Origin of the sequence: uncultured Paracoccus sp. (assembly GCF_945915435.1) — a bacterium.
In the GTDB taxonomy this organism is placed as follows: Bacteria; Pseudomonadota; Alphaproteobacteria; order Rhodobacterales; family Rhodobacteraceae; genus Paracoccus.
The window spans coordinates 37034-62741 of the sequence record NZ_CAMEFG010000014.1 but is presented as its reverse complement, the minus strand read 5'-3'; the positions used below and the strand labels follow the sequence as shown (position 1 = coordinate 62741).

22 protein-coding genes and 4 pseudogenes are annotated in these 25708 nt (G+C 65.5%); 12 read left to right on the top strand and 14 right to left on the bottom strand.

Features of this window, described 5'->3' with window-relative positions; all coding sequences use genetic code 11:
* Nucleotides 1–47 precede the first annotated feature (47 nt).
* A complete protein-coding gene (locus tag Q0O97_RS06815) occupies nucleotides 48–1340 on the top strand; it encodes a hypothetical protein (protein WP_294926538.1) in 1293 nt (430 codons plus the stop codon).
* Here Q0O97_RS06815 and Q0O97_RS06810 read toward each other — a convergent pair.
* From Q0O97_RS06810 to Q0O97_RS06790, 5 genes and pseudogenes are all read right to left on the bottom strand, one after another.
* The gene (locus tag Q0O97_RS06810; RefSeq protein ID WP_294926536.1) at nucleotides 1312–1851 is read right to left on the bottom strand and encodes a hypothetical protein; all 540 of its coding nucleotides are present in this window, start codon (nucleotides 1849–1851) and stop codon (nucleotides 1312–1314) included. The two genes, Q0O97_RS06815 and Q0O97_RS06810, sit on opposite strands and share 29 nt — an antisense overlap.
* On the bottom strand, nucleotides 1848–2396 hold the full coding sequence (locus Q0O97_RS06805; protein WP_294926534.1) for a hypothetical protein: 549 nt from the start codon (nucleotides 2394–2396) through the stop codon (nucleotides 1848–1850). The genes Q0O97_RS06810 and Q0O97_RS06805 overlap by 4 nt, the downstream gene beginning before the upstream one ends.
* A complete protein-coding gene (locus tag Q0O97_RS06800; RefSeq protein WP_294926532.1) occupies nucleotides 2393–2926 on the bottom strand; it encodes a hypothetical protein in 534 nt (177 codons plus the stop codon). Before Q0O97_RS06800 ends, Q0O97_RS06805 begins: the two co-directional genes overlap by 4 nt.
* A gap of 321 nt (nucleotides 2927–3247) precedes the next feature.
* Nucleotides 3248–3562, bottom strand: coding sequence for a hypothetical protein (locus tag Q0O97_RS06795; RefSeq protein ID WP_294926531.1), 315 nt, complete (start codon nucleotides 3560–3562; stop codon nucleotides 3248–3250).
* A gap of 129 nt (nucleotides 3563–3691) precedes the next feature.
* Nucleotides 3692–4129: pseudogene (locus Q0O97_RS06790) on the bottom strand (IS5 family transposase); the annotation flags it as partial.
* Between the two features lie 178 nt (nucleotides 4130–4307).
* Between Q0O97_RS06790 and Q0O97_RS06785 the strand changes: the two are divergent.
* The 4 genes and pseudogenes from Q0O97_RS06785 to Q0O97_RS06770 all read left to right on the top strand — a co-directional run.
* Nucleotides 4308–4688: an ABC transporter permease subunit gene (locus Q0O97_RS06785; RefSeq protein WP_294926529.1), complete on the top strand. Its 381-nt coding sequence runs from the start codon at nucleotides 4308–4310 to the stop codon at nucleotides 4686–4688.
* A gap of 86 nt (nucleotides 4689–4774) precedes the next feature.
* Complete coding sequence (locus tag Q0O97_RS06780) at nucleotides 4775–6925, top strand: esterase-like activity of phytase family protein (RefSeq protein ID WP_294926526.1); 2151 nt, start codon at nucleotides 4775–4777, stop codon at nucleotides 6923–6925.
* Nucleotides 6926–7081: 156 nt separating this feature from the next.
* On the top strand, nucleotides 7082–8428 hold the full coding sequence (locus Q0O97_RS06775; RefSeq protein WP_294926524.1) for an esterase-like activity of phytase family protein: 1347 nt from the start codon (nucleotides 7082–7084) through the stop codon (nucleotides 8426–8428).
* 110 nt (nucleotides 8429–8538) lie between these two features.
* Nucleotides 8539–8931 (top strand): annotated as a pseudogene (locus tag Q0O97_RS06770) (TonB-dependent receptor); the annotation flags it as partial.
* 328 nt (nucleotides 8932–9259) lie between these two features.
* On the opposite strand, the gene speB reads toward Q0O97_RS06770, so the two are convergent.
* Both speB and Q0O97_RS06760 read right to left on the bottom strand, forming a co-directional pair.
* On the bottom strand, nucleotides 9260–10240 hold the full coding sequence (speB, locus tag Q0O97_RS06765) for an agmatinase (RefSeq protein ID WP_294926522.1): 981 nt from the start codon (nucleotides 10238–10240) through the stop codon (nucleotides 9260–9262).
* A gap of 22 nt (nucleotides 10241–10262) precedes the next feature.
* Nucleotides 10263–10478, bottom strand: a pseudogene (locus Q0O97_RS06760) (TRAP transporter large permease); the annotation flags it as partial.
* Nucleotides 10479–10705: 227 nt separating this feature from the next.
* Here Q0O97_RS06760 and Q0O97_RS06755 point away from each other — a divergent pair.
* Nucleotides 10706–11869, top strand: a complete 1164-nt coding sequence (locus Q0O97_RS06755) for a LysR family transcriptional regulator (protein WP_294926520.1) — start codon at nucleotides 10706–10708, stop codon at nucleotides 11867–11869.
* On the opposite strand, the pseudogene Q0O97_RS06750 reads toward Q0O97_RS06755, so the two are convergent.
* The 4 genes and pseudogenes from Q0O97_RS06750 to Q0O97_RS06740 form a co-directional block, all read right to left on the bottom strand.
* Nucleotides 11770–11979: pseudogene (locus tag Q0O97_RS06750) on the bottom strand (Rrf2 family transcriptional regulator); the annotation flags it as partial. The gene Q0O97_RS06755 and the pseudogene Q0O97_RS06750 overlap by 100 nt on opposite strands.
* Nucleotides 11980–12131: 152 nt before the next feature.
* The gene (locus Q0O97_RS17465; RefSeq protein WP_366125244.1) at nucleotides 12132–12356 is read right to left on the bottom strand and encodes a hypothetical protein; all 225 of its coding nucleotides are present in this window, start codon (nucleotides 12354–12356) and stop codon (nucleotides 12132–12134) included.
* Between the two features lie 35 nt (nucleotides 12357–12391).
* A complete protein-coding gene (locus Q0O97_RS06745) occupies nucleotides 12392–13657 on the bottom strand; it encodes a TonB-dependent receptor (protein WP_366125245.1) in 1266 nt (421 codons plus the stop codon).
* Between the two features lie 16 nt (nucleotides 13658–13673).
* Nucleotides 13674–14663, bottom strand: a complete 990-nt coding sequence (locus tag Q0O97_RS06740; protein WP_294926518.1) for a Plug domain-containing protein — start codon at nucleotides 14661–14663, stop codon at nucleotides 13674–13676.
* Here Q0O97_RS06740 and Q0O97_RS06735 point away from each other — a divergent pair.
* Nucleotides 14662–16671, top strand: a complete 2010-nt coding sequence (locus Q0O97_RS06735; protein WP_294926516.1) for a TonB-dependent receptor — start codon at nucleotides 14662–14664, stop codon at nucleotides 16669–16671. The genes Q0O97_RS06740 and Q0O97_RS06735 overlap by 2 nt on opposite strands.
* 9 nt (nucleotides 16672–16680) lie before the next feature.
* On the top strand, nucleotides 16681–17037 hold the full coding sequence (locus tag Q0O97_RS06730; protein ID WP_294926514.1) for a hypothetical protein: 357 nt from the start codon (nucleotides 16681–16683) through the stop codon (nucleotides 17035–17037).
* A 227-nt stretch (nucleotides 17038–17264) separates the two neighbouring features.
* On the opposite strand, the gene Q0O97_RS06725 is transcribed toward Q0O97_RS06730, so the two are convergent.
* Genes Q0O97_RS06725 through Q0O97_RS06715 form a run of 3 tightly spaced genes read right to left on the bottom strand, consistent with a single transcriptional unit; the run spans nucleotide 17265 to nucleotide 21354 of the window.
* On the bottom strand, nucleotides 17265–19304 hold the full coding sequence (locus tag Q0O97_RS06725) for an ABC transporter permease subunit (protein ID WP_294926512.1): 2040 nt from the start codon (nucleotides 19302–19304) through the stop codon (nucleotides 17265–17267).
* Between the two features lie 25 nt (nucleotides 19305–19329).
* Nucleotides 19330–20388, bottom strand: a complete 1059-nt coding sequence (locus tag Q0O97_RS06720; RefSeq protein ID WP_294926510.1) for a betaine/proline/choline family ABC transporter ATP-binding protein — start codon at nucleotides 20386–20388, stop codon at nucleotides 19330–19332.
* A 6-nt stretch (nucleotides 20389–20394) separates the two neighbouring features.
* Entirely contained in the window at nucleotides 20395–21354 is a 960-nt protein-coding gene (locus Q0O97_RS06715; RefSeq protein ID WP_294926508.1) for an ABC transporter substrate-binding protein, read from the bottom strand.
* A gap of 244 nt (nucleotides 21355–21598) precedes the next feature.
* On the opposite strand from Q0O97_RS06715, the gene Q0O97_RS06710 reads away from it, so the two are divergent.
* The 4 genes from Q0O97_RS06710 to Q0O97_RS06695 all read left to right on the top strand — a co-directional run bounded on the left by Q0O97_RS06710 (nucleotide 21599) and on the right by Q0O97_RS06695 (nucleotide 25702).
* Nucleotides 21599–22612 (top strand): GlxA family transcriptional regulator, encoded by a 1014-nt coding sequence (locus Q0O97_RS06710; protein ID WP_294926506.1) that lies wholly within the window; start codon nucleotides 21599–21601, stop codon nucleotides 22610–22612.
* Between the two features lie 129 nt (nucleotides 22613–22741).
* Nucleotides 22742–23884, top strand: a complete 1143-nt coding sequence (locus tag Q0O97_RS06705; protein ID WP_294926504.1) for a ring-hydroxylating oxygenase subunit alpha — start codon at nucleotides 22742–22744, stop codon at nucleotides 23882–23884.
* Between the two features lie 77 nt (nucleotides 23885–23961).
* Entirely contained in the window at nucleotides 23962–24759 is a 798-nt protein-coding gene (locus Q0O97_RS06700; RefSeq protein WP_294926502.1) for an SDR family oxidoreductase, read from the top strand.
* Between the two features lie 10 nt (nucleotides 24760–24769).
* Complete coding sequence (locus tag Q0O97_RS06695; protein WP_294926500.1) at nucleotides 24770–25702, top strand: 3-keto-5-aminohexanoate cleavage protein; 933 nt, start codon at nucleotides 24770–24772, stop codon at nucleotides 25700–25702.
* Nucleotides 25703–25708 lie beyond the last annotated feature (6 nt).

Below are 25708 nucleotides of genomic sequence, written 5' to 3'. Positions count from 1 at the left end.
GCGGGCGGTCCTGCTATAAGCGGGACCGGAATGGCAAGGTGCAGGCGATGACGACCCGGACGATCGGACAGCATATCCGGCTGAGCCTTTCGCTGTTTGCGAGGTTCGGCGCACGGCTGACCGCGATCTGGGCGGGTGTTGCGCTGCTGCACGAACTGTTCCTGCGTCTCGCCGTCGAGATCGGCATGCACAGCCGCCTGTTGGGCCTCTTCGCCATCGCCCCGGTCATATTGCTGCAACTGCTGCTTTTCGTCACGGCCTTCGTCATCCTGCAAGGGCGGGCGTCCGACCTGCGGCGCCCCGCGGATGAGGGGGCGGGGTCTGGGCCGGGCGGTTCCGCGGCATCCCCGAACGTCTCGCTTCTGGTGGGGGCGCTGCTGGCGGTCCTGATCCCGTTTTATGGCTATTACGCCGGCTGGGGCCTGCTGTCCGAGACGTTGCGCGACTATTCCCAACTGTTCTGGCAGACGCAGATGCGGCGCGTGGACCTGACGCAGCCCGACTTTCCGCCCACCGCGCTGGAAATCGGACAGACCGGCTGGGTAGTGCTGGCGGTCGCCCTGATCTGGCTGATCCGTCGCTTTTCCAAGGCAAGGCAGGCCGGGGGCGGTCGGGCGGGATGGGCGCTGGTCGTCGTGGCCTGCGAAGCAAGCTGGGCGCTGCTTGGCCTTTATGTGCTGTCCGGCTGGAAGGGGCAATTTACCGGCTGGCTGGCAGCCCTGCCTTCGCCGGGCGAGGTGTTCGACTGGATCCTGCCGGCTGCCAGCGCCGCTGTCGCTGACGCCGCCCATCCCATCGACTGGCCGCCGCCCTTCCGGCTGTGGCCGTTTCTGAACGCGCTTTTCTGGTATGCCCTGCTGCCGGTGATCTGGTTCAACATGGGCGCCATCGTCCACGGCCACGACCTGACGCGGATCGCCGCGCCGACCCGGAGGCTGGCGGGCACGGCGCTGGAACGCTGGGGGGCGCTGCCCCGGCCCGTGCGGGATTTCATGGGCCATTTCTGGGCCGGGGTGGCGAAACGCTGGAATGCGGTTGCGAACGGCGTGCTGCTTGCGGCCTCTGCCGGGGTCACGCTGACGGTGTCCGTCATCGTGCTGTGGCGGCTGGTGGACTGGGCGGGCAACTGGGCCTGGATCGGGCTTGCCCATCTGGTCGGCCCGCAGGAGGTTGCAGCCTGGCAGGTGATCGGGGTGCCACTGAACCTGCTTTTCGGCATGCCCGGCGGAATGCCGGGGGGCATTCTGGTCGGTCCCTTGCAGTTCTGCATCCTCTCGGCGGGGTTGCAGCTTGCAGGACGCGCCGCGCCGGTCAGGGCGGCGGACGCATCACCGGCCTGAGCGGCAGGGACAGCGCATCCGGCAAACCCGCCTGGTCCCATATTTCAAGCCGCAGGCCGTCCAAAGCCTCGACGGGCAGGACGAAGGTTTCGTCGGCGGTGCCCTGTCCGGCGCTTGCAAGCAACTGGCGGCAATTCGGTCCGGGTCGTGCCTGATCGCCAAGCAGCCTTGCGATTTCCAGCCCCAACTCGTTGTAAAGGGAAAGCCAGCGGCGTCCCTGGTCATCCGTGATGCTGACCGAGCAACCCAGCCATTGCGCCATTTCCTTCGGTTCGCCCTCGATATGCAGGCGTATCAGGGCGACGGCCCGGTCGGGGATCTGCGGCAGCACCGTGAACCTTGCCGCCTCGATCTGGAAACGCAGCCCGCGCAGGGTTCCCACCGGGGTTTCCGCCTGCGTGATCCGGGTCGGGTGGTGGTCGCGCAGCTCGCGCAGGGCGGGCCACGCGACGACCAGGCAGGCAAGGACGAAGAAGGCGAGCGCCGCGAGGATCCAGCCGAGATGCCTCATCGATCGAACCTTTCCTCGGCCCGGTGTCCCGGCGGGGCAGCGGGCGGCTGAAGGCGCAAGGCCCCGTCCAGCGGCGGGTTCAGCGGCGGCGCCAGGATCAGCGCGCCGCCTGCGATCTCATCGGGGGGCAGCTCGAAAATGGCAAGGGCCGACATGGTCAGGCCGGGTTGCAGCACCACGGATTCCGCCGCTCCGGGCAGGTTTTCGGCCCGCGCGGTCGCGGCGTATTCCCTGCCACTTGCGCCTTGCCAGGTGGCGCGCAGGGTCGTGGATCGGACCCTCGCATGCAGCTTGAGATCGACCAGCAGGAAAACCCCCTGCGTATCCAGCAGCCGTTCCCGCCCGAAATGTGAAAAGCCGATCCGGTCAGCGCTCCGCCACCCGGCGATCTGCCCTCCGAACAGCCGCGTCTCACCCACCCCATCGCGGGGGACATCCGTAACGAAAGGCCGGAATGCTTCGTTATAGCCGGGATTCGTAACCTGCATGGCGGCCAGAAGAGCGGTGCCGGTCAGCACGGCACAGGCAGGCAGCAGCCATTTCATGGCGTGACCTCGGGGGTGGCGTGCAACTCGCCCGCCGTCTCGTGCCCCAGCCAGCTTGCCTGTCCATAGAGGTTGTCGCGCAGCTTGAAGATCTGCCGCTCAAAGCGGATCGTCACTTCACCGGGCGGCACGTCGCCGTCGAGCGGCCAGATCAGCAGCACCCGTTCGGGCATGCGGGGGTGAAGTTGCCGCAAGGGTTCGTCGTCGCGCTGCAAGACGATCCCGGCAGCGGGCAGCGGGCCGTCTTCAAGCAGCAGCTCGGGCAGTCGGGCAGGGGCGCCGAAGGGTGCGCTGACGGTCGCGCCGGTCAATGTTTCCAGCATCGCCACGAGGGTCAACTGGCCATCCCGCAGGACCAGCCGTTCCGGGGTCAGGCTGGTCCGTCCCGCCGCGACTGCCTGTCCGAAGGCGATCTGCGGCAGTTCTTTCGGGGCGCGCGCTTCCTCTACCCGCAGCCACCAGCTTGTCAGGATGGCGGCGCCGACCCCAAGCGACGCCAGAAGGTGCAGCCTGAGCGATCTGAGGACCAAACGTGACCGGCGACGATTCATGCAACCATTTGCCAGCCAGGCCCGTTCAAACTCAAGCACCCATGACCGGCCTGTCGGCGGAGTTGCGCCTTCCGGAAACAGAGCGGCTTCCGCCGGTTGTCATACCCGCGGCGACAATTACGCCCGCCGCGCCATGCCCGTCCTCTTTTTTCCGGGTGTCGATATTGGGGATGGAAAGCCAAACGTGCAGGTCGATGGCGTATCTTTTGGGGGGGCAGACCAGATGATGCGCAAGTCTGCATCATCGCCAGCCTGCCTGAAACAACCGGCGCGCGTGGCGGTTTCTCGGCAGGGGGCGGTTTACAGTGCAAGCACGCCGCAGTTGTATATATCAAGGACTTCCGTGAACTGTCCGTTCTCGAAAGAGATCTCAACCGTGCAGGAGTAGGATGCAGGCAGTCCTGTGAACTCGTAGCGGGGGGAAAAGACCAGCCGGCGCTCGTCCTTGATGTTATAGGTCAAGCCATGCGCTTTCAGCAGGTCATGAACCTCATCGAACCGTTTCCCCGCAAACAGCGCGGAGTAGTGTTCTGCCATAGCCGTCTTATCCACACTGAACCCGCTGCGCGACAGATCGGCAACACTTGGTTCGGGAATGATGATGAATGGAACCATGCGTCCGGTCTCCTGCGATAATGCAACGAATACGACAGCCGCTACCGATAGTCCCGCAATGACGAATGCCGGCTTTCTCATCGGAAGCTATCACCCTTCTTCGAGGCTTAGGGTCGATCCCTATAAATTTTAGATCCAGAAGATGATGATCGCGGCGAGGATGATTGCGTTGAGGAAGATGTCGCCGCATCTCTCGTAGCGGGTAGCAATACCGCGCCAGTCCTTCAGATGACCGAAGGCATTCTCGATGCGGTAGCGCTTGCGATAAAGGCGCTTGTTGTATCTGGCCGGTTTTCTGCGTTTCTTCCTGGGCGGGATACAGGGACGGACGCCGCGACCCTTGAGGTCGTCGCGCAACCAGTCGGCGTCATAGGCCTTGTCACCCAGGAAGCGCTTGGCTGTCGGTAGATGGCTCAGCAGCACGAGGGCACCCCGACTGTCGGCCATCTGGCCAAGAGAGAGGAAGAAGTCCAGCGGGCGTCCTTTGCCATCGCTGAGCATGTGCAGCTTGGAGTTCAGGCCGCCCTTCGTGCGCCCGATCGCCCTCGGACGATCCCTTTTTTTCGCAGGCTTGGCCTGTGGGCGGTCTGGCTGGGGATCGTCGTGCTGTTTACCTGGTGCTGGGAGTTGATGACCGCGCGCACCATCTGGTCCTGCGGCCCTTGGCGCTGTTTTGCATCGTGGCCTCGCGTTCGATCAATTCGCTGATCTGGGCGCTGCTGCTGGTGTCGATCCGGGGCCGGGATTGCTGGCGGGGATCATCGCCATTGCCTTCCGCTCGGTCGGTTTCGTCGGCAAGCTGCTTTACGAGGCGATCGAGGAAACCGACCCCCGCCAGGTCGAGGCGATCACGGCGACCGGCGCAAGTCAGGCGCAGGTCCTGAACTATGCGATCTGGCCGCAGGTGATGCCCGGTTTCGTCGGCATCTCGGTCTTTCGCTGGGACATCAATATCCGCGAAAGCACGATCCTGGGCCTTGTCGGCGCGGGCGGCATCGGCATGCAGTTGCAATCCAGCCTCAACATGCTCGCATGGCCGCAGGTCCTGCTGATCGTCATCGTCATCCTCGCAACCGTCGTTCTCAGCGAAGGGATCTCATCCCAAGTCAGAAAGGCGCTGATATGAGAATCTCCGTCCTTTGTGCGCGCCGTTACGGAACTGTCTTGTTCCCGGCATAGGTTGCGCGCGTCGACAACCCTTCAGGAGTTCCCATGTCCGCGCGCCTGTGTTCCGCCGCCTCTGTCCTTGCCCTGCTGGCCAGCCCGGCCCTGGCCGACAGCTTCAACCGCATCGCCAGCTTTCCCGTCATCGCCAACATGGCCGAGGGCGAGGATACGGCCCGTGAAAGCTCGGCCGAGATCATCTCGGTTTCCGAGGATGGCATGACGCTGATCTATACCGACAGCCCGCTGGGCGTGGTCGGGCTGATCGATATTACCGATCCCGCCGCGCCCAAACCCCTTGGCAACGTGTCGCTGAACGGAGAGCCGACGACCGCCCATATCATCGGCGGGCGGGCGTTCGTCGGGGTGAATACCTCGGAAAGCCATACCGACCCCTCGGGCCGCCTGGCGGTGGTCGATCTGGAAAGCCGCAGCGAAATCGCCTCTTGCGATCTTGGCGGGCAGCCGGATTCGGTGGCGGTCGCGCCGGATGGCAGCTTCCTTGCCGTCGCCATCGAGAATGAGCGTGACGAGGAATTGGGCGATGGCGGCTTGCCGCAGATGCCCGCCGGTTTCGTCGTTCGCTTGCCGATCGCTGATGGCAATGTCGATTGCGATGCGCTGGAGCGGATCGACGTGACCGGGCTGGCCGCCGTCGGCACCGACGATCCCGAACCCGAATTCGTCGATATCAATGAAGCTGGCGAGATCGTCGTCACGCTTCAGGAAAACAACCATATCGTCGTGATCGGCCCGGATGGCGTGATCTCGCATTTCGAGGCCGGTTCCGTCACGCTGGAAGGGGTCGATACGAAATCCGACGGCCGCCTGTCCTTCACCGACACGACCGGCCCGATTCCGCGCGAACCAGACGGGGTGAAATGGATCGACGCAGACCATTTCGCCACCGCCAACGAAGGCGACTGGAAGGGCGGCAGCCGCGGCTTCACCATCTTCCGCAAGGACGGGACGGTGATCTACGAATCCGGCGCCTCGCTGGAGCGCGCCATCGCGGAAATCGGCCATTACCCGGAAAAACGCTCGCGCTCGAAGGGGGTCGAGATCGAAAGCGTCGAGTTCGCCCGCTATGGCGAGGTGCCTTATCTGTTCGTGGTGTCGGAACGCGCCTCGGTCGTCGCGGTCTATGACGTCAGCGATCTCGCCGCGCCGGAACTCAGGCAGATCCTGCCCTCGGGCATCAGCCCCGAAGGCGCGGTTGCGATCCCGTCGCGCAACCTGCTGGTGACGGCGAACGAGGCCGATCTGGGTCAGGACGGCGCGGCGCGTGCCCATGTGATGATCTACGAATTGCAGGATGCGGAGCCGACCTATCCGATGCTGACTTCGGCGGGCAGCGATCCGCTGATCGGCTGGGGCGCGCTTGGGGCGCTGACCTTTGCCGATGGCCGGATCCATGCGGCCTCGGACAGCGTTTATTCCGCGATGCCGTCGATTTACGAAATCGACGCAAGCGAAACCCCGGCCCGGATCGTCGCGCAGGTGGTGGTGACGCGCGGCGGGCAGCCCGCGCAGAAACTGGACATCGAAGGCATCGCGGCGGATGGAGAGGGCGGCTTCTGGTTGGCCAATGAGGGCGACGCGGCGAAGCTGGTCCCGCATGCCATCATCCGCGTGAATGCCAAGGGTGAGATCACGCAGGAAATCCCGCTGCCCCCCGGCCTGCTGGCGCATCAGGCCCGTTTCGGCGCGGAAGGCATCGCGCAGGTCGGCGATACCCTTTGGATCGCCATGCAGCGCGAATGGGCCGACGACCCCGAGGGGCAGGTCAAGCTGCTGGCCTATGACCTGAACGCCAAGGAATGGGGCGCCGTGCGCTATCCGCTCGAACCGAAGGGCGAGGGCTGGATGGGCCTGTCCGAAATCGCCATCAACGGCGATCACGCCTATCTCATCGAGCGCGACAACCTGATCGGCGACAAGGCGCGGGTGAAGAAGATCTTCCGTGTCGCGCTGTCCGAATTGACCCCCGCGGCGCTGGATGGCGAGTTGCCGCTGGTCGCCAAAGAAGAGGTCCGCGACCTGATCCCCGAACTGCGCGGCCTGACCAATGGTTACGTGGTGGACAAGGTCGAGGGGCTGACTTTCGACGCCGAGGGCAACGCCTGGGTCGTCACCGACAATGATGGCGTGGACGACAGTTCGGGCGAGACGCTGTTCTGGAATCTCGGCAAGCTCTGATCCCGTCATGAGAAACCACCGATCCGCCGGGCCGCGTGTCCGGCGGATTTTCGCATCTCGCCCCACGGCGCAACGTCGGGAAACCGCCATATTCCCGCAATCTGCCTGTCACATGGTCCGCCTATCAGCAGGCCATACCACCCGCAGGAGAACACGATGCGCATTCCCTTCGCCCTCATGACCGGCCTTGCCGCCCTTTCCGCCCCGGCCCTGGCCGAGGAAACCTTCCCCGCGAAACTGGCGGGCCACGCTTTCCTGCCCGCGCTGACGCTGGTCACGCCGCCCGCCGACGCGCCGCGCGATCTGTGGGTTTCGGGCAAGTTCACCGGCGCGGCGCGCAATGAGGCGCCGATGTCGGTGCCGGGCGATGTGGGTGCGGCTTACGGCGGCCATCCCACCGGCATCTCGCTGCCCTTCATCGGCCAGCCGGTGCAGGGCATGTCGGGGCTGGCAATGAACCGCGATCAGGCCGGAAGCTGGTTCGCCCTGACCGACAACGGCTTCGGCACCAAGGCCAACAGCCCCGATGCGATGCTGTTCTTCCACCGCCTTGTCCCCGATTTCGCAACCGGCAAGGTGGAACGCCGCGAAACCGTCTTCCTGCGCGACCCCGACCGCAAGGCACCCTTCCGCATCGCCAACGAGGCCACCGAAAGCCGCTATCTGACCGGCGCCGATTTCGACCCCGAAAGCATCCAGTATCTGGACGGCGATATCTGGATCGGCGACGAATTCGGCCCCTATCTGTTGCACTTCACCCGCGACGGGCGGCTGGTCGAGGTCTTTGCGACCGAACTGGACGGCGAAACCGTCACTGGCCCCGACACGCCCGGCACCGTGGTTCCCGCGCAACCCGGCAGCGATTTCCGCGTCCAGCGTTCCGGCGGATACGAGGGGATGGCGCTGCAACCCGGCACTGGGCTGCTCTGGGCGATGCTGGAAAAGCCGCTGCTGGCCGAGGGTGGGGAACCCGAGGGCGATTTCCTGCGCGTGATGACCTTCGACCCCGCGGCGCGCGACTGGACCGGCGACGGCCTCCGCTTCAAGCTGTCCGAGGGTGCGACCGCCATCGGCGATTTCAACTTCATCGACGCGACCCGCGCCCTGGTGATCGAACGCGACAACGGCGAGGGCGACATGGCCAAAGCCTGCGCCGAGGGCGCAGACCCCGCCGCCTGTTACCCGCAGCCAGCCAAGGTGAAGAAGGTTGTGCTGGTCGATACCGCCGACATCGACGAGGACGGCCATATGCGCCGCATCGGCCATATCGACCTGATGAACATCGCCGATCCCGACGGCAAGGCGCTGGAAGGCATGAAGCCTGCCGAGGGTCCGTTCACCTTCCCCTTCTTCACCATCGAGAACGTCGCCCTCGTGGATGACAGCCACATCATCGTCGCCAACGACAACAACCTGCCCTTCTCGGGCGGGCGAGAGATCGGGCAGGCCGCGATGAACGAGTTCATCCTGCTGGAAACGCCCGAACTGCTGGCGGCGAAGTAAGGGATCGAAGGGCTGTTCGCCTCGCGCTTTCTCTGGGCGCAGTTCGAGCGGTTTCACGATAGAGGTTCTGTGCCGCATGGCGCGGAATCTCTTTTGCTGAAAATACCAACATGCTGCATCATGACCATGTGGCGTCAGATAGGCGGTGTGAGAGGGGACATTTCCATATCGGCCCTGCGATCTCACCAGCCGGGCGCAAATCCGGCTCGGCCATCCCGGACCCCGACCTGAAATCCGAACGCGCCCTGAATGCCGAGAACGGCTATGGCGGCGAGGTCGGCCCCGCCACCCTTCGGGCGGCGCTGTTTTACAGCAAGGTCGAGGACATGATCCACTCGATGCCGGTCGGCGAGAACGAGGACGATATCGTCAGCCAGAGCCAGAACGTCGGTGACGGCACCTACAAGGGTTTCGAGGTCGCAGCGAACTGGCAGGTCGGCGACCGCATCGGGCTGGTGGCGAATTGCACCTGGCTGCGTCGCGGCCTGAAGGCTCCGCAGCGCGCCGATTTCCGCCCCACCGACACGCCGCGCCACAGCGCGTTCCTGCGGCTGGACTGGCAGGCGATGGAGAACCTGACCGTCTCGCCCTCGGTCGAGGTGCGCAGCGATCAGGTCGATGCCGCCGATCGGCCAAGGAAGATCAGCGCGACCCCCTGCAAGGCGCGGCGATACGCCATGCCACCGGCTTTGAGGCTGCCTGCGAAGTCCAGCTCATCTGACGCATTGCCAGGGACATGCGGGTTTCTCCGGTCTGCCGGGAAAGCGGAAACGGCCGGCGCGGAAGGGTGCGAGATTGACCGAAGCAGTTCACTTGCCGCGGATTGGGTGATTATCCCGCCTTTTTCTTCCCTCTTGCGTGAAAGACGAAGCCGAGGAAGTTCAGCAGCACCTGCGCCGCCAGGATCGCGGTCGAGCCGGTCCGGTCATAGTCCGGCGCCACCTCGACCAGGTCGATCCCCACCACTTCGTGCCGGTGCGCCAGCGCCTGGAGCATCTCCAGCACCTCGTAATAGAGAAAGCCGCCATGCGAGGGCGTTCCCGTCCCCGGCGCGATCGAGGGGCAGAAGCCATCGATGTCCAGCGTCACATAGACCCGGACACCTTCGGGGATGCGGTCGATCACCCCCTGCGGACCAAGCGCCCGCATCTGCCGGACCGACAGGATGTCCGAACCTATCGCCCGCGCGGCGTCGTAGCCGTCCTTGGTGGTCGAGCTGACGTTGCGGATGCCGACCTGCGTCAGCCCGGTCACATAGGACTTTTCCGCCGCCCGGCGCAGCGGGCTGCCGTGGCCGGTGCGGACGCCGTGGCGTTCGTCCACGAAGTCCAGATGTGCGTCGATCTGAAGGATGTGGATATCGCCCCGGCCCTCGAAAGCCTCGATGCAGGGAATGTTGACCGAATGATCGCCGCCGATCACCACCGGAAAGGCGCCGGCATCCAGGATCGCCTGCACGCCCGTGCGGATATTGGCGTGGCTTTTCGCGGTGTCGGTGTGGATGATGTCGGCATCGCCGATATCGACGATGCGCAGGTCGCTGCCCAGATAGGTGCAGTCGTCCTCGTGATCATAGGCGCCGGCATGGCCGAAGCTGAACAGGGTCGAGGCCTCGCGCACCGCGCGCGGCCCGAAGCGCGCGCCGGCGCGGAACTGGGTGCCGAAGTCGAAGGGCGCGCCCAGCACGGCGATATCGGCCTCGATCCGCGACCAGTCCGCGACATGGGGTCGCTTGCCGAAGGTCGAGATGCCCACGAAGGGCAGGTTCAGCCGGCCAGTCTCATAGCCGTGCGAGGAAGGGGTGTCGGACATGGTTCAGGTTCCTTGGTAACGATCAGCGGAAAGCGAGGTCGCGCAGCCCCGGCGCGATCCAGAAGGCGCAAAGCAGCACGGCGACCAGCAGCAGGATGGCAGGAAAGGGCGGCATGCCGCGCAGGACCTCGATGAAGGGCCGGCGAAAAACGGCGATGGCGGTGAACAGGCTGCGGGCGAAGGGCGTGGCCGCGGCGCCGATGGCGACCTGAAGCGTGATCGGCACGCCGACCAGCACCGCCGCCGCGAGTGGCGCGAAGATCGAGCCGGGGATTTCCTCGATTGCGAATTTCCATTCTTCGGCCAAGGCGGCGCCACCCGTGTGGCGGCAAATCTGGTCATGTTCGACTTCCCTGCTTTCGCGCTGCGATTTCGACCGTCACGGCTGAAGGGAACTATGAGGCACTGGAGTTTTTGATAAACTGAAATTATGCGATCTTTACTTTCGATCTAGCGAAGCAAGCCATGCGGATCAGCGACTATATCCTGCGCAACCTGCGCACCTTCTGCGCGGTGGTCGAACATGGCGGCCCCAGCGGTGCGCAGGCCGTACTGGGGGTCAGCCTTTCGGCGATCTCGACCCATCTGAAGGACCTGGAACTCAGCCTGGGCTTCACGCTCTGCCAGCGGGGCCGTGGCGGTTTCGCCCTGACCGACAAGGGCGAGGCCGTCTATCGCGAAGCCAAGCGGATGCTGGCCGGGATCGAGCAATGCGAGGCCAACCTGGGCACGCTGCGCAAGGTGCGGACCAGCCATCTGCGCATCGGCATCGTGGACAGCGAGGCCGACAATCCCGACCTGCCCGTCCACCGCGCCATCCGCCGCTTCTTCGGGCGCCAGCACGACGTGCGCCTGACCCTGGAAATCGGCACGACGCAGGCACTGAGCAAGGCGCTGCAGACCGGCGAGATCCATGTCGCCATCGGTCCCTTTCCGAACCGACAGCCCAACGTCCAATATACCCCGGTCTATACCCAGGAACACGCGCTTTACTGCGGGTGCCTGCATCCGCTTTATGCCCGCGCCGAAGGGGCCGTGAAGCTGGAAGAGCTTTCCCTCTGTCCGATCACCGCGCGTCCCTATCTTCAGCGTGCCGAACTCGCCGCCTTGCACGATCCGAATGTCACGGCCTCGGTGTCGAACATGGAGGCACAGGCGATCCTGATCCGAAGCGGCCGCTTCCTGAGCTTTCTGCCGCTGCATTTCGCCAATACCTGGGTTCCGCGTGGCGAAATGCGGCAGATCACCGGGCTGGGGCTGGAATGGCTGTCCCAATTCCATATCGCGCTGCACATCCAGCCGGCGCCGCTGGAGATCGCGCGGCTCTTCGCCGCCGATCTGGCAGCGGAACGCGTGGGCCTGATTGCCGTTGCGGAAACCCGGCACGTCGCGGCTTGGCTTCCGCTGCCAAGCCATGCGGCTGCACCAGGGCGGAAGGCAGCGGTCGGATCGCGGATCTCCTCGGGGGCGAAACACTCGGCTCCGGCCATATCCGGCTCGGTCACGCGCAGCACCTCGCCCAAGGATAGCGCTGCGGGGTCGCGTCCCAGTTCCAGCCCGCCGGATCGTCCCCGGACCGAGCGCAGGAACCCCGCCCGCGTCAGCACATTCGCCACCTTGGTCAGATGACTGCGGGAGATGTCATAGGCCGCCGCCGCCTCCTCGATGGTCACCAGCCGGTGGCGCGCGGCATGGATCAGCAGGCGCAGGGCGTAATCCGAAAAGCTGGTCAGTCGCATGCGGGGGGCTTTCTCGATCCGCGCGCACGAAAGCACGGGCCGCACCACCGGGCCAATGCCGGGCCGAGGGGCGCGGCGTCTCGCTTTCTTCATCACCCAAATACCCATGCGACCGTGCAACCCGCGCGGCGCCGCCAGATGCAAAGCCACCATCAGAACCGCAGCCTCGTGCCCAGATAGAAGGCCCGCCCCTCGCCGGGGATGAAGGCCGCTTGCGATGCCGATGCCTGATCGACGACCAGCGTCGAACCCGCATAGCGTTCGTCGGTCAGGTTCGTCACCTGCGCCACGATCGCGGCATTGCCGTTGACCGCATATTCGGCCCCCAGGCCCAACAGCACATAAGGGTCGTTGAAGACCGTGTTCATATTGTCCACCGGCGTCCTGCCCGGCACCCAATGCAGGCGGGCGTTCAGCGCCAGCGCATCCGTCGCGCGCCAGTCCAGCGCGGCCGAGATGACGTTGCGCGGCGCCCCGCAATGCGGTTGTCGCCGCGCAGCGGATCGCCGTCGAAGCGGAAATCCTGCCATGTCCAGGCCAGCCGTCCCGACAGGCGGTCGCCCAGATCGCCCGACAGGCCAAGTTCGATCCCGCTGTGGCGCGTGCGCCCGGCATTGACGGCGGCCAGCGCCGCGCTGGTCACGTCGCGCAGCGACAAAAGCTCGTTTCTCAACCGCGAATGATAGGCGGTCGCGTCCCAGGACAGGTCCTGCCACGTTCCGCGCCAGCCCAGTTCCAGCGTGGTCGAGGTCTGCGCCCTCAGGTCGGGCGTGGCGAACATTGCTGCCGAGGCTGCCGGATCGCCCGGATTTGGACGCCCCGGCCCGCTGTTCGGCGTGCCGCCCACCGTGCCCAGCAGGTCGTCATGGGTCGGCGGCTCGAACCCGCGCGACAGCGCGATCCAGGCGAACTGATCCTCGGCGGGTTGCCAGGACAGCGCAAGCGCCGGGGTAAAGCCGCGATAGCTGCGCCCGTAGCTGGTCGAGGACGCCGGAACCGCGCCATCGGGCAGGCGCATATCCGGGTTCATCGGATTGAACCCCACGGTTGGCCGCACCGCTGCGCCCCAACGGTCGTCATTGTCGCGCTGGGCATGGTTGAACGCGACCGAGGGCGACAGCGTGACCCCGCCCACCGGCAGATTCGCCCCGGCGAACAGCGACAGCGTTTCGGCCTTCAGCCGGTTGTGCCCGAAGGCCGGGCCGCGCGCGCCGCCCAGGTTGTGGAAATAGACGCGGTCGGCCCGGCCCGTGGACCATGTCAGCCCGGCCTCGAACAGCGGAAGATCGCCCGCGCCCATGCGGCTGTAGCGCGCGGTCAGGGTGGCGTCGGTGCTGTCGGTGTCGCGAAACCCGGCCGAGACCGGAAAGGCGAAGCTGTCATCCGTGCGCGAGGCACTGATGCCCAGATCGTAGATGTTCGCGCTGTCCTCAAGCGTCGTGCGCGCCCCGGCCAGCGTCTGGCGCGTGTCGCGGTGCGGACGGTCGCGCAGCACGTTTGGCCCCGGATTTGCGGGCACGCCGCCAATGATCACCGGGCCGGTATGGTTGCCGCGCGGATCGTTGCGGCCCGCATCCCATGTCAGCGGCCCGGCCACGTCGAATTCCAGGTCGGTATGGCTGAAGAACAGCCGCGTCACCGCCGGGCCGGTCTGCAAGGTGACATTGCCGCCGATCATGCTGCGGCGCGAGCTGTTATAATCGCGCCAGCGGTCCTTTTGCGAATGTTCGAAACGCAGCAGCACATCGGCCCGCTCGCCGTCGATGCCGTAGCTGCCCGCGGCCTCGCCCCGCCCGAAGCTGCCCGCGCCGAAGGACAACCGCATCCCCGGCGCCGACGCGCCCGAGGGCGAGGCGAAGTTGATCGCCCCGCCCAGCACATTCGCGCCGATCCGGTTGGGCCGCGGCGCCGCGAAAGACCTCGACGCTTTCGGCCTGCCCCGGCGCAGCAAGGCCCACCACATAGGCCCCGTCGGCGCGGTTCACCGGCATGCCGTCCTGCATCACCAGCAGCCCGCGCTCGGACGGGTTCTGTTGCAGGCCCGAGCCGCGGATCTGGATGCGCGGCTGGTCGTTGCCGCCGAAGAACTGTTGCACCACCACGCCCGGAACCCCGGACAGCGTATCCGCCAGCGTGGGGGCGGCCTGACCGACGGCTTCGCGGCGGTCGATCAGGCTCACCGCACCCGGCGTGGTCGCGAAACGTTGCGCGGTGGTGTCGGCGCGAATGGTGATCTCATCTTGCGCCAGCACCGCGCCGGGCAATGACATGGCGATGGCGAAGATCATCAGGGGAACAGGTCTGTTCGTGTCTTGTCCGGCCATGATGGCGCATCCTTCATCTTCCCGCGCGGGGAATGGCCGCCGGGGCGGCTGTGGCGGCGATGCGGCTGGCGAAAGCTTGCGACGGGCCATTCCGGTGATCGAAGCCCGACGAGAATGGCGATACATTGCATAGCGCAGGAAAACATGAATTTTAAGATCATATTTAATCGCTGCCTCCTGATGCGTGAAAATGACGCATGACGGGCGCCCCCGCCGGGAGCGCTTGCGCCGCCGGGATCTTCTTAATATGGTTATTTCAGTTATCTTCATGCATTTGCGGCGGCGAAAGGCTGCCGCCTTTTGCGCGACATCCCAGCTTGCCGCCAGGTCCGCCCTTGCCCGAAAGGAAGGATCTGCCATGCCCCGCATTCTGCCGCTGTTCGCCGCATCCCTGGCCGCATTGGGATGGGCTGCGCCGCTTCAGGCCCAGGAATCCGAGACGATCGTTCTGGATACCGTCACCATCATCGGCACCGGCCTGCCGACCGAGGTGCGGCTGAACCCGGCCTCGATCTCGGTCGTCGAGGGCGAGGCGCTGCGCCGCTCGCCCCCGGTTTCCATCGCCCGGCTGCTGCGCGACGTGCCCGGCGTGCAGGTGAACGAGGAAGGGATCGAGCGCATTTCCATCCGCGGCGAAAGTTCGCGCCGGGTGGCGGTGCTGATCGACGGCCAGCACCTGACCGACCATACCAATTACGGCCAGCCGGTTCTGGTCGATCCCACCACCATCGAGCGGATCGAGATCCTGCGCGGCTCGTCCTCGGTCGTGTCGGGCAGCCGGGCCATCGGCGGGGTGATCAACGTCATCACGAAGAAGGGCGCGGAAAAGCCGCTGGAGGTCACGGCGACGGCGGGCTGGATGTCCGCGACCGAGGGTTATCGCGGCAGCGTCTCTGCCGCCGGCACGCTGGATGCGGGGGCGGGGCAGTTCGACTATCGGCTGAGCTATGGCCGCATGGACCAGGGCGACCGCAGGACGCCGAACGGGGTCCTGCGCCCGTCGGATGTCAGCGACCGCAACCTGTCGGCGCATTTCGGCTATCGGTTGGACAACCACTATTTCGGGCTGAAGGCGCAGCGTTACGACCTGGCGGCGAATGTCTATGTCGGGCAGCCGGATTTCCTGATCTCGCTGCCCCATCGCGACCTGCGCAAATACGGGTTGTTCTATGAGGGCACCAACCTGACCCCCTGGCTGGACCGGCTGAGCGCCGACCTGTATCGCCAGACCATCGACCGCGATTTCCGCAACGATGTCACCGCCACGACACCGATGGGCCGGATGCGGGTGCAGTCGGATTCGCTGGACGAACAACTGACCTATGGGCTGAACCTGCGGGCCGAGATGGCCTTCACCGACAACAGCCGCACCGTTGCCGGGCTGGAATACGAAGACGACGGGCTGGTGGCGAACAAGACCAGCCTGACCACCCCGCCCGGTGCGCCCTTCCCGCGCGAATCCTTGCGCCGCGACGATGCCTCGATCCGCACCCTGTCGCTGTTCGCCCAGCATGAACATGAACTGGGCAACAACCTGACCGCGACGGCCGGGCTGCGCTGGTACAAGGTCAGGGCCGACCTGCACGAGTCTGTCGAAAACGGCGTGGCCAACCCGACCTCGGACAAGTCCGACAGCCTGCTGCTGGGTTCCGCCGGGCTGGTCTGGGCAACGGACGAGACGCTGACCCTGCGCGGCAATATCTCGCAGGGCTATGTCTATCCGGCGCTGGGGCAGTTGTTCCTGACCACGACCGGCGGCGGCCAGACCATCATCGGCAATCCCGACCTGGACCCCGAACGCGCCACCACCTACGAGTTGGGCGCGCGGCTGGATCGCGGCGATACCTCGGTCGATGCGACGCTGTTTTACACCAATGCCCGCGACTATATCGCCACCGTCCTGACCGGGCCGATCGGCACCTATGAAAACGTCGATCGCGCGAAAAGCTGGGGGCTGGAGCTGGTCGCCGAACACCGGCTGGACTCGGGGCTGACGCCCTATGCCTCGGTCGTGGCGATGCGGCGGGAACTGGAATATGCCAATGGCTACAAGACCCGCGACAGCGGCACGCCCAGCCTGTCGGGCCGGATCGGGCTGCGCCAGGACTGGCAATGGGGCGAGGCGACAGGCTCGCTGGATGTGTTCCTGCGCGGCGAAAGCGCGGTCGAATATCGCCAGGCCGACGGCATGGTCGCCTCGGATGCGGCGGGCTACGGCACGCTGAACATGCGCGGCGACGTGCAGTTCGGCAACGGGCTGTCGCTGGTTGCGGAACTGAACAACCTGACCGACCGCAGCTATGCGCCTTACGGCCAGATGCCGGGGGCCGAGCGCTCGGTCAACATTTTCGCGACCTATGCCTTCTGAGGAGGAATCATGCTGAAAATCACGCTTCTGGTGCTGACGGCGATGCAGGACGGTTCGGTCCGGGTGACGCTTTCCGAGGCCGACGATATGGTCGAATGCGAGGCCAGCCGCGATGCCGTCACCACCATCCTGACCGATGCCGGGCAGCCGCCGATCCTGGCGATCTGCGGGGAAAGCGACCTGCGCCTGACACCCTTCGTCCACGGCGTCCCCGCAAGCGTCGAAACGAACCGCTATCGGGTCGAGGTGACGGGTGAGACATTCACCGTCACCCCGCTGGCGGAAGGCGAGCCTTGCGACGAAGCGCAAGCCGCGGACAGCCAACTTTATTGCGCGCGCTCGGCCCAGCAGGTGATCGCGCCCTGAGGAGATGCGTCATGCCATCGCCAGCCTTCGGCGAGGGCGTGTTCGCCAGGCGTCTATTCGGAATGGCCCTCGTCCCGGCAGCGCATGATCTCGTAGATGCGAGGCGGGGGCCTTGGCGGGGATGGGCCGGCAGCCAGGCACCAACCCTTATGGAAACCAGAGATCACGTTCTGAGCCTTCCGGCGGTGAAACGCTGGTTGATTTCGCGGCCCCTGCAGGCGTGGGCTTCACTCCAGCCCAAGCGCCTCGCTTTGCTTGCGGGCGAAGCCCTGCACCAGCCGGTCGGCGACCAGCGCCAGCATGGCCATCGCGGCGCCTGCGGCCACCCCAAGCCCGACATCGCCCTGCCCAAGCGCCAGATAGATCTGCTGGCCCAGGTCGGTCGTGCCGATCAGCGCGGCGATCACCAGCATCGAGAATGCATAGAGGATCGTCTGGTTCAGCCCCAGCAGGATCACCGGCGCGGCATAGGGCAGCCGGACCTCGGTCAGCAGCGCCCGCCGATTCGCACCCGAGGAAATCGCGGCCTCGACCTGATCCTCGGGGGTCGAGACCAGCCCCTGACGGGTGTAGCGGATCATCGGCACGACCGCGTAAGAGCAGATGGCAAGCAGGGCGGAAAACTCTCCGATCTGGAAAAACATCAGGACCGGGATCAGGAAGACGAACATCGGGATCGTCTGCAACAGGTCACAGATCGGCCGCACAACGCGCCACATCGCGGGGCTAAGCGCGGACAACAGGCCGATCAGCCCACCCACGACCGCGCAGATCAGCACCGCCGTCCCCGAAAGGTAAAGGGAAAGCAGCGCGGGCTCCCACAAGCCCATGACAAGGATGATGGCGAGCAGGATCACCGCATAGGCCGCCAGCCCGCGCCCGCCTGCGACCCAGCCAAGCGCGCCCGCGCCGAACAGCACGAAGGGCCAGGGCAGATGCGTGATGCCCAGTTTCAGCACCCCGGCCGCCAGCAGCAGGACCAGCGCCGCCAGCAGGCGCCCGCGCCAGCCAAGCCATGCCGCCAGCAGCGCCGCCACCGCGAAATAGGCGGCCGAGATCGGGGCGCTCCACTGGAAACCCCATGTCATCGGCGTCACTGCATGGTCGAAGCCGATGCGCAGGGGCAGCAGAAGATAGATCATCGCGTTGGTCTTGATTGCGTTCAGCAGCGGGCCATAGGCGGCGATGAAGCGCCCGAGCGTGGCGTTCATCCAGTCGGTTACGCCGCCCAGCAGGTTGATCGCATTCGATGCGGGCAGGTGGCGCGCGGCGATCAGCGTGCAGATGACCGTCAGCGCAAGGATCACCCATGTGATGCGGGCAGAGTAGACCGGCCGCGTCTCGGCCAGCTTGCCGCTGAGGCGGTCGATCAGCATGGCGAAGATCACGATGACCAGCCCGGCGACCAGGCTGTTGCCGAAATCCGCCTTGCGCATGGTCAGCAGCACCGCCCAGCCGATATCGTCGAAGCCGCCGATCACCGCGGCAATGATGACCATCGACAGCGCGGCCATGATCGTCTGGTTGACGCCGACCCAGATCTGGCGGGACGCGGTCGGCAGCTCGATCAGGAACAGTTGCTGCCATGGGTTGGCGCCGTTCATCGCGGCGGCCTCGCGGATGTCGGGATCGACGCGCTCAAGCCCCAGCAGGACATTGCGCGCGATGGGCGGCGCGGCATAGATGGCCGAGGCGATCAGCCCGACCACCGGCCCGAAACCCAGAAGCAGCAAGAGCGGCGTCAGGTAGGCGAAGGTCGGCACCGTTTGCATGACGTCCAGAAGCACGTGGATCGGGCGGCGCAGTGCGGGCAGCTTGTAGGCGACGATCCCCGTCACGCCCCCCGCCAGCAGCGCCAGCGGGACCGAGACCGCGACCAGCGAAAGCGTGGTCATGCCGGGCGCCCAATATCCGCTGATCAGCACGAAACCCAGCCCGGCCAGCACCCCCGCCGCCATGCGCCAACCGCCCAGGTGCCAGCCAAGCGCGGTGACCGCGCCGATGGTCAGCGGGAAGGGCGTCTGGATCAGCGCCCAACCGGCCCAGTCCATCGGCCAGGACAGCGCCCGCGCGCCCATCCGGGCCAGGGGCTTCAGCGCATCGGCAAGCCATGTCACCACGGCCCCGATCCATTCGGTCGCCGGAACCGTCAGCGCGGCGGGCCATTTCACCAGCCACGGGGCCAGGGGCGCGAATATCACGCAGGCAAGGCCGACCAGCAGGGTCAGGGCAGCCGCGCGGGTTCCGGGCGAAAATCGGTCGGTCATGGGGATATCCGATGAAGGTTGCGGCTCAGGTTTCCGCTTTCAGCGCGGCGGCAAGGTCGCGGGGGCTGACGACGCCCGCCATTTGCCCGTCGCGGCCCCAGACCGGCACCGGCTGATACAGGGACATGCAGGCGGCCAGTGCCGAATCGATGGTCATGTCCGCGCCAAGCTTGGGGTCGTCGGGCATTTCGGGCAGCGGGTCGGGGCGGGTCATGATCGTCTCGACATGGGCATGGCGGCCCTTGGGCACGTCGCGGGTGAATTCGCGGACGTAATCATCGACCGGGTTCAGGATGATGTCGTCGGGCGTGCCGATCTGGACCACGACACCGCCGCGCATGATGGCGATGCGGTCGGCGATCTTCAGCGCCTCGGTGATGTCGTGGGTGATGAACACCGCCGTCTTGCCCAGATCGGCCTGGATCGACAGGAATTCGTCCTGCAACTGCCGCCGGATCAGCGGGTCAAGCGCCGAGAAAGGTTCGTCCAGGAACCACAGGTCCGGGTTCACCGCCAATGATCGCGCGATGCCGACCCGCTGGCGCTGGCCGCCGGAAAGCTGGTGGGGCCGCGCATCCTCGCGCCCGCCAAGGCCGACGAGTTCCAGCACCTCGATGGCGCGGGCGCGGCGGGGCGCGGTGGCCATGCCCTGCATCTTCAGCGGGAATGCCACGTTATCCACGATGGTCATATGCGGGAACAGGCCGAAATGCTGAAAGACCATGCCCAGCTTGTCGCGGCGCAGCGCCAGCAGGCGCCTGGCATCGGCGGCGAAGATATCCTCGCCGCCGATGCGGATTTCGCCTGCCGTGCCCTCGATCAGGCGTGAAATCGTGCGGATCAGCGTCGATTTGCCGGACCCGGACAGGCCCATGATGACGAAGACCTCGCCTTCGCGCACGTCGAAGGTCACATCCTGCACGGCGGGGATCAGCCCGCGCCGACGCAGAAGCTGCGCCGTTTCATGCGGATCGCCGCCGGTTTCCTGCAAGGCGCGGTCGAGGTTTTTCTTCGGGTTCACACCGAAGACCTGCCAGACCCCTTTGCAGGAAATCGCGGGGGCGGCGTTGGGGGTGGCGGTCATCGCGGCTTACTCCACCGCCGCATCGACGATGGGACGCCAGGCCGATTCGTTGGCTGCCAGCCATTCGGCCACGACCTCGGGCGTCTGGCGGCCATCGACATCGACCGCGCCCATCAGGGGCTGCTGCTGTTCGACGCTGAGGGTCAGGTTCGACAGGATTTCGTGCGCGGCGGGCCATTTTTCCTTCATGCCCGGCCATGCGGCCTTGAAGACTCGGGTCGGGATGAAATCGCAATCGCCGGTCACGTCGGGGTTGGGACCGGCGGCGGGGTCGGAATAGCATTCCTCGGTCCCTTCGGGCAGGGCGGCGAAGCGCAGGTCGAAGGCCCCGATGGCCCAATGGGGTTGCCAGAAGACCGCCAGCAGCGGCGCGTTCTGCGCGGTCGCGGCGCGGAACTCGGCGACCAGCGCGCCTTCCGATCCTGCGGGAATCGCCCGGAAGGGCAGGCCAAGCGCCTTGATCCGGTCCGCGCCCGGCGTGCCCCATTCGCCCGGATAGTCCAGCAGCCGGCCCTCGGGCAGGGTCTCGACCGTGGCGAAGGATGCCGCGCATTCCGCCAGTGCCTGCCAGTCGGGCAGGCCGGGGCAGGTCTCCTCCATATAGGCGGGATAGACGAACCCCTCGCGCGCATCGAGGCCAAGCGCGCCCAGATCCTCGAGCTTTCCGGCGTCATGCAACTGGTGATAGCCTTGCGGCACGTTCGAGGCCCAGACCTCGACCGCCGCGTCCAGATCGCCGTCGGACATGGCCTGCCACATGTTCTGGTAACCGGCGGTGACATATTGGACCTTGTAGCCCGCCTGTTCCAGCATGTGCCCGGCGATGCGCGTGGTGATCTGCTGGCCGGTCCATTCGTTGACGGCAAGCTTGATCGGCTCATCCACAGCGCCCAGTTCCGCGGCCTGGGCGAATGAAATGGACAGTCCGGCGATAGCTGCCAATGCGGTTGCTTGTGGTCGCTTCATGGTAGGCTCCCTGAACACGGTTATGGTTGGTTTTGTGGAAGTGTTGCACGCAAGCGAGATTTGGTTTGTCAAAGATCGACTGTTATTTGCCAAAAATCGCCCAAGCGGTTGAGGTGGCCCTTCGTCCAAGGACGGCGCATTGGCGCCGGTGAAGGGCGGCGCAAAGAATCCTTGCTGAAAATCCGCGCGATTTTTACAATGGATCGTCAGGAATTATTCCCAATTCGCCACACCCGAAAGCGCCATGCCCCAGGAAACGGATCGCACGCTGAAGATCCTGATGATCGTGACGCCGAGTTTCAACCTTCTGGCGACCACGGGATTCGTCGATCCCATGCGGGCGGCCAATTATCTGGACGGCACCGCGCATGTAAGCTGGCAGTTCGCCTCGGTCGAGGGTGGCCTGGTCAAGGCCAGCAACGGGCTGAGCGTGGAGACCCGTGTCCTGTCCGAGATTGCGTCCGAGACGTTCCACATCGTTGTGGTTTCCTCAAGCTGGTCGCCCGAGGCCCATGCCTCGCCGCAATTGCTGGTGCCCCTGCGGCGTTGGGCGCGGGCGGGGGTCACCATCGGCGCGCTGGACACCGGGGCCTTCATCCTTGCGCAGGCCGGATTACTGGATGGCAAGCGCGCGACCGTCCACTATGAACATATCGACGCGCTGGGCGAATTGCATGACGATATCGAGGTGTCCGAGGACCTGTTCACGCTGACCCCGCAGCGTTTCACCTGCTGCGGCGGGGCGGCGGCCATCGACATGGGCCTGCATTTCCTGCGCAGCCATTGCGGCAATGCGCTGGCGAATGCGGCGGCGCGCTATATCTTTCATCCCACCATCCGCCCCGAAGGCTCGCCCCAGAACCCTTCGGCCATCGAACCGCTGGGCTACACCGCACCCAAGGCGCTGCGGCAGGTGATCACCGAGATGGAAAAGAACCTCGAAGAACCGCTGCCCATCCCCGAACTGTGCGAACGGGTCGGGCTGTCGCAACGCCAGATCAACCGCCTGTTCGAGCGTTATATCGGCAAGACCCCCGTGCTGTATTACCGCGATATCCGCCTGGACCGGGCGCGGGGGCTGGTGACGCAGACCGACCTTCAGATGGCGCAGATCGCGGCGGCCAGCGGCTTCACCAGCCAGGCGCATTTCTCGAAGGCCTATCGCGAACGCTTCGGCATCCCGCCCCGCGCGGATCGGTCCGAGGGGCGAATTCCCTTCGAATTCCGGGCCTGGCCGATGCACCGCAAGGGCGCCTGATCAAGCCGTCCAAAAATCACAAACCGATGTCGATCAGGCGACAAGCGCGGCGATCCGCCGCGGCTATCCTGATTCCAGAAACAGCCATCCGAACACGCCAGGGCTGCCCCCGCATGAAAGGATATCGCCATGACGGAACTTCCCAACAAGTCGGAATTCGACGCCATATCGCGCGGCTATGACGCGAACCCCTCGCGCACCATGTCGCTGAACGCCGATGCCTACACCGACCCGCGCTGGTATCAGGTCGATCTGCAAGCCATCATCGCCCGGACGTGGCAATGGGTCTGCCATGTCGAGAAGGTCCGCAACCCCGGCGACTATATCGCCGTCCAGATCGCCGGCCAGCCCGTCGCGGTGGTCCGTGACCGCGAGGGCAAGCTGCGCGCCTTCTACAACGTCTGCAAGCACCGCGCCCATCACCTGCTGGAGGGCAACGGCAATACCACGCGGATCATGTGCCCCTATCACGCATGGACCTACAAGCTGGACGGCCAGCTTGTCCGCGCCCCGCATACCGAGACGCTGGAGGATTTCAACGCCAGGGAAATCTGCCTCGACCAGGTGCAGGTCGAGGAATTCTGCGGCTTCGTCTATGTCAACCTTGATCCGCAGGCCGAGCCGCTGTCCAAGCTGTCCGGCGACCTGGAAACCGAGATCCGGCATTGGGCGCCCGACATCGACAACCTGACCTTCGGACACCGGCTGACCTATGACATCCGCTCGAACTGGAAGAACGTCATCGACAACTTCCTCGAATGCTACCACTGCCCGACCGCGCACAAGGATTTCTGCACGCTGGTCGATATGGACACCTACAAGGTGACCACGCATGGCATCTATTCCAGCCATATGGCCGAGGCTGGCAAGACCTCGAACAGCGCCTATGACACGTCGAACGCCAAGGTAAAGACCCATGCCGTCTGGTGGCTGTGGCCGAACACCTGCCTGATGCGCTATCCGGGGCGGTCTTCGATGATCGTGCTGAACGTCATTCCCGCGGGTCCCGACCGGACGCTGGAGACCTATGACTTCTACCTGGAAACGCCCGAGGCGGACGCGACCGAACAGGAAGCCATCCGCTATATCGACGAGGTCTTGCAGCCCGAGGATATCGGCCTTGTCGAAAGCGTGCAGCGCGGGATGAACACCCCCGCCTTCACGCAAGGGCGGATCGTGAACGACCCGGATGGTTCGGGCCAGTCCGAACATGCGCTGCACCATTTCCACGGGCTGGTGCTGGACGCCTATGCCAGGGCCGCACGCGCCTAGGGCCGCCCTGCAAACATCCCGCGAAGCCCGCGCGCAAGACGCGGGCGGCGGGCCACAACCGACTGAAAGTCCAGGACATGACAGGGATTCTACAAGGGAAAGTGGCGATGGTCACCGGCGGATGCGGCGGCATCGGCCGCGCGATCTGCGCCCGCTTCCTGCGCGAAGGCGCGGTCGTTTATGCCGCCGATCTCAGCGACACTGGCAGCACGGGCGACGCGCCCGACGCCAGCCGCTTCATCCGGCTGGACGTCACCAGCGAGGCCGAGACCCGCGCCGCGATGGACCGCATCGGCGCCGAGGAAGGCAGGCTGGACGTTCTGGTCAACGCGGCGGGGATCGAGATCGAACATACGATCGAACACACCTCGCTGGAGGACTGGAACCGCATCTTCGCGATCAACGTGACGGGGACCTTCCTGCCCTCGAAATACGCCCTGCCGCTTCTGCGCAAGGGGGCGGCGGGCGGGCGGATGGCCTCGATCATCAATTTCGGTTCCTATGACGGGTTCATCGCCGATCCGGGGCTGGCCGCCTATTGCGCGACCAAGGGCGCCGTTCACGCGCTGACCCGCGCGATGGCCTGCGACCACGGCCCCGAGGGCATCCGCGTCAACGCCATCTGCCCCGGCTATGTCGACACGCCGATGCTGCGCAGCTTCTTCGGCGGCGAAGGATCGGGGGCCGGGGGCGGCAGTCTCGACACGGTGCTGGATCAGGTCAAGGCGGTGCATCCGACCCGCACCTGCGGCACGCCGGAAGACATCGCCAACCTGGTCAACTGGCTGGCCTCGGACGAGGCGCGCTATGCCTCGGGGCAGCTTTGGGTGCTGGATGGCGGGCTGTCGGCGCAGGTCCAGCAAATGAAATTCTGAAGGAAAGACAATGGCCAAATCCGTCATCATCACCTGCGCCCCCACCGGCGGCATCCATACGCCCACCATGTCGCCGCATCTGCCGATCACGCCGGCGGAAATCGCCCGCGCCAGCATCGAGGCCGCCGAGGCCGGCGCCGCGATCATCCACCTGCATGCCCGCGACCCGGAAACGGGCAAGCCCGACCCGCGCCCCGAGATCTTCCAGCAGTTCCTGCCGGTCATCAAGCAATCGACCGATGCCGTCATCAACGTCTCGACCGGCGGCGGGCTTGGCATGTCGATGGATGAGCGGCTGCTGGCCGCGACCACGGCCAGCCCGGAAATGGCCAGCCTGAACATGGGGTCGATGAACTTCGGCATCTTCCCCTTGCTGGACAAATACAGCGGTTGGAAATTCGACTGGGAGCCGAAGTTCCTTGAAATGACGCGCGATTTCATCTTCCCCAACACCTTCGCCACCATCGAATATGCGCTGAAGACGCTGGGCGACGGCCACGGCACGAGGTTCGAGTTCGAATGCTACGACCTGAGCCACCTCTACAATATCAAGTGGTTCATCGACCAGGGGCTGATCAAGCCGCCGTTCTTCGTCCAGATGGTCTTCGGCATCCTTGGCGGCGTCGGGGCCGATCTGGAAAACCTCGTCCATATGCACAAGGTCGCCGACCGCCTGTTCGGGCCGGAAAATTACGAATGGTCGGTGCTGGCGGCGGGCCGCCACCAGATGCCCTTCGCCACGCAAAGCGCGCTGTTGGGCGGCAATCTGCGGGTGGGGCTGGAGGACAGCCTGTTCATCGGCAAGGGGGAACTCGCGACCTCGAACGCGCAGCAGGTCACGCGCATCCGGCAGGTCATCGAGGGGCTTGGCCTGACCGTGGCGACGCCTGCCGAGGCGCGCGAGCGCCTTGGTCTGAAGGGCGGCGACAAGGTGGCATTTTAAGGAGGC

Bases quoted from the DNA above. Each gene is read 5' to 3' on its own strand.
- Q0O97_RS06810 (WP_294926536.1), bottom strand. From the start codon at position 1,851: ATGAGGCATCTCGGCTGGATCCTCGCGGCGCTCGCCTTCTTCGTCCTT.
- Q0O97_RS06755 (WP_294926520.1), top strand. From the start codon at position 10,706: ATGCGGATCAGCGACTATATCCTGCGCAACCTGCGCACCTTCTGCGCG.
- Q0O97_RS06775 (WP_294926524.1), top strand. From the start codon at position 7,082: ATGCGCATTCCCTTCGCCCTCATGACCGGCCTTGCCGCCCTTTCCGCC.
- Q0O97_RS06740 (WP_294926518.1), bottom strand. From the start codon at position 14,663: ATGGCAGATCCTTCCTTTCGGGCAAGGGCGGACCTGGCGGCAAGCTGG.
- Q0O97_RS06710 (WP_294926506.1), top strand. From the start codon at position 21,599: ATGCCCCAGGAAACGGATCGCACGCTGAAGATCCTGATGATCGTGACG.
- Q0O97_RS06815 (WP_294926538.1), top strand. From the start codon at position 48: ATGACGACCCGGACGATCGGACAGCATATCCGGCTGAGCCTTTCGCTG.
- Q0O97_RS06795 (WP_294926531.1), bottom strand. From the start codon at position 3,562: ATGGTTCCATTCATCATCATTCCCGAACCAAGTGTTGCCGATCTGTCG.
- Q0O97_RS06700 (WP_294926502.1), top strand. From the start codon at position 23,962: ATGACAGGGATTCTACAAGGGAAAGTGGCGATGGTCACCGGCGGATGC.
- Q0O97_RS06745 (WP_366125245.1), bottom strand. From the start codon at position 13,657: ATGATCGGCGGCAATGTCACCTTGCAGACCGGCCCGGCGGTGACGCGG.
- Q0O97_RS06730 (WP_294926514.1), top strand. From the start codon at position 16,681: ATGCTGAAAATCACGCTTCTGGTGCTGACGGCGATGCAGGACGGTTCG.
- speB (WP_294926522.1), bottom strand. From the start codon at position 10,240: ATGTCCGACACCCCTTCCTCGCACGGCTATGAGACTGGCCGGCTGAAC.
- Q0O97_RS06715 (WP_294926508.1), bottom strand. From the start codon at position 21,354: ATGAAGCGACCACAAGCAACCGCATTGGCAGCTATCGCCGGACTGTCC.
- Q0O97_RS06805 (WP_294926534.1), bottom strand. From the start codon at position 2,396: ATGAAATGGCTGCTGCCTGCCTGTGCCGTGCTGACCGGCACCGCTCTT.
- Q0O97_RS06695 (WP_294926500.1), top strand. From the start codon at position 24,770: ATGGCCAAATCCGTCATCATCACCTGCGCCCCCACCGGCGGCATCCAT.
- Q0O97_RS06720 (WP_294926510.1), bottom strand. From the start codon at position 20,388: ATGACCGCCACCCCCAACGCCGCCCCCGCGATTTCCTGCAAAGGGGTC.
- Q0O97_RS06705 (WP_294926504.1), top strand. From the start codon at position 22,742: ATGACGGAACTTCCCAACAAGTCGGAATTCGACGCCATATCGCGCGGC.
- Q0O97_RS06735 (WP_294926516.1), top strand. From the start codon at position 14,662: ATGCCCCGCATTCTGCCGCTGTTCGCCGCATCCCTGGCCGCATTGGGA.
- Q0O97_RS06725 (WP_294926512.1), bottom strand. From the start codon at position 19,304: ATGACCGACCGATTTTCGCCCGGAACCCGCGCGGCTGCCCTGACCCTG.
- Q0O97_RS06780 (WP_294926526.1), top strand. From the start codon at position 4,775: ATGTCCGCGCGCCTGTGTTCCGCCGCCTCTGTCCTTGCCCTGCTGGCC.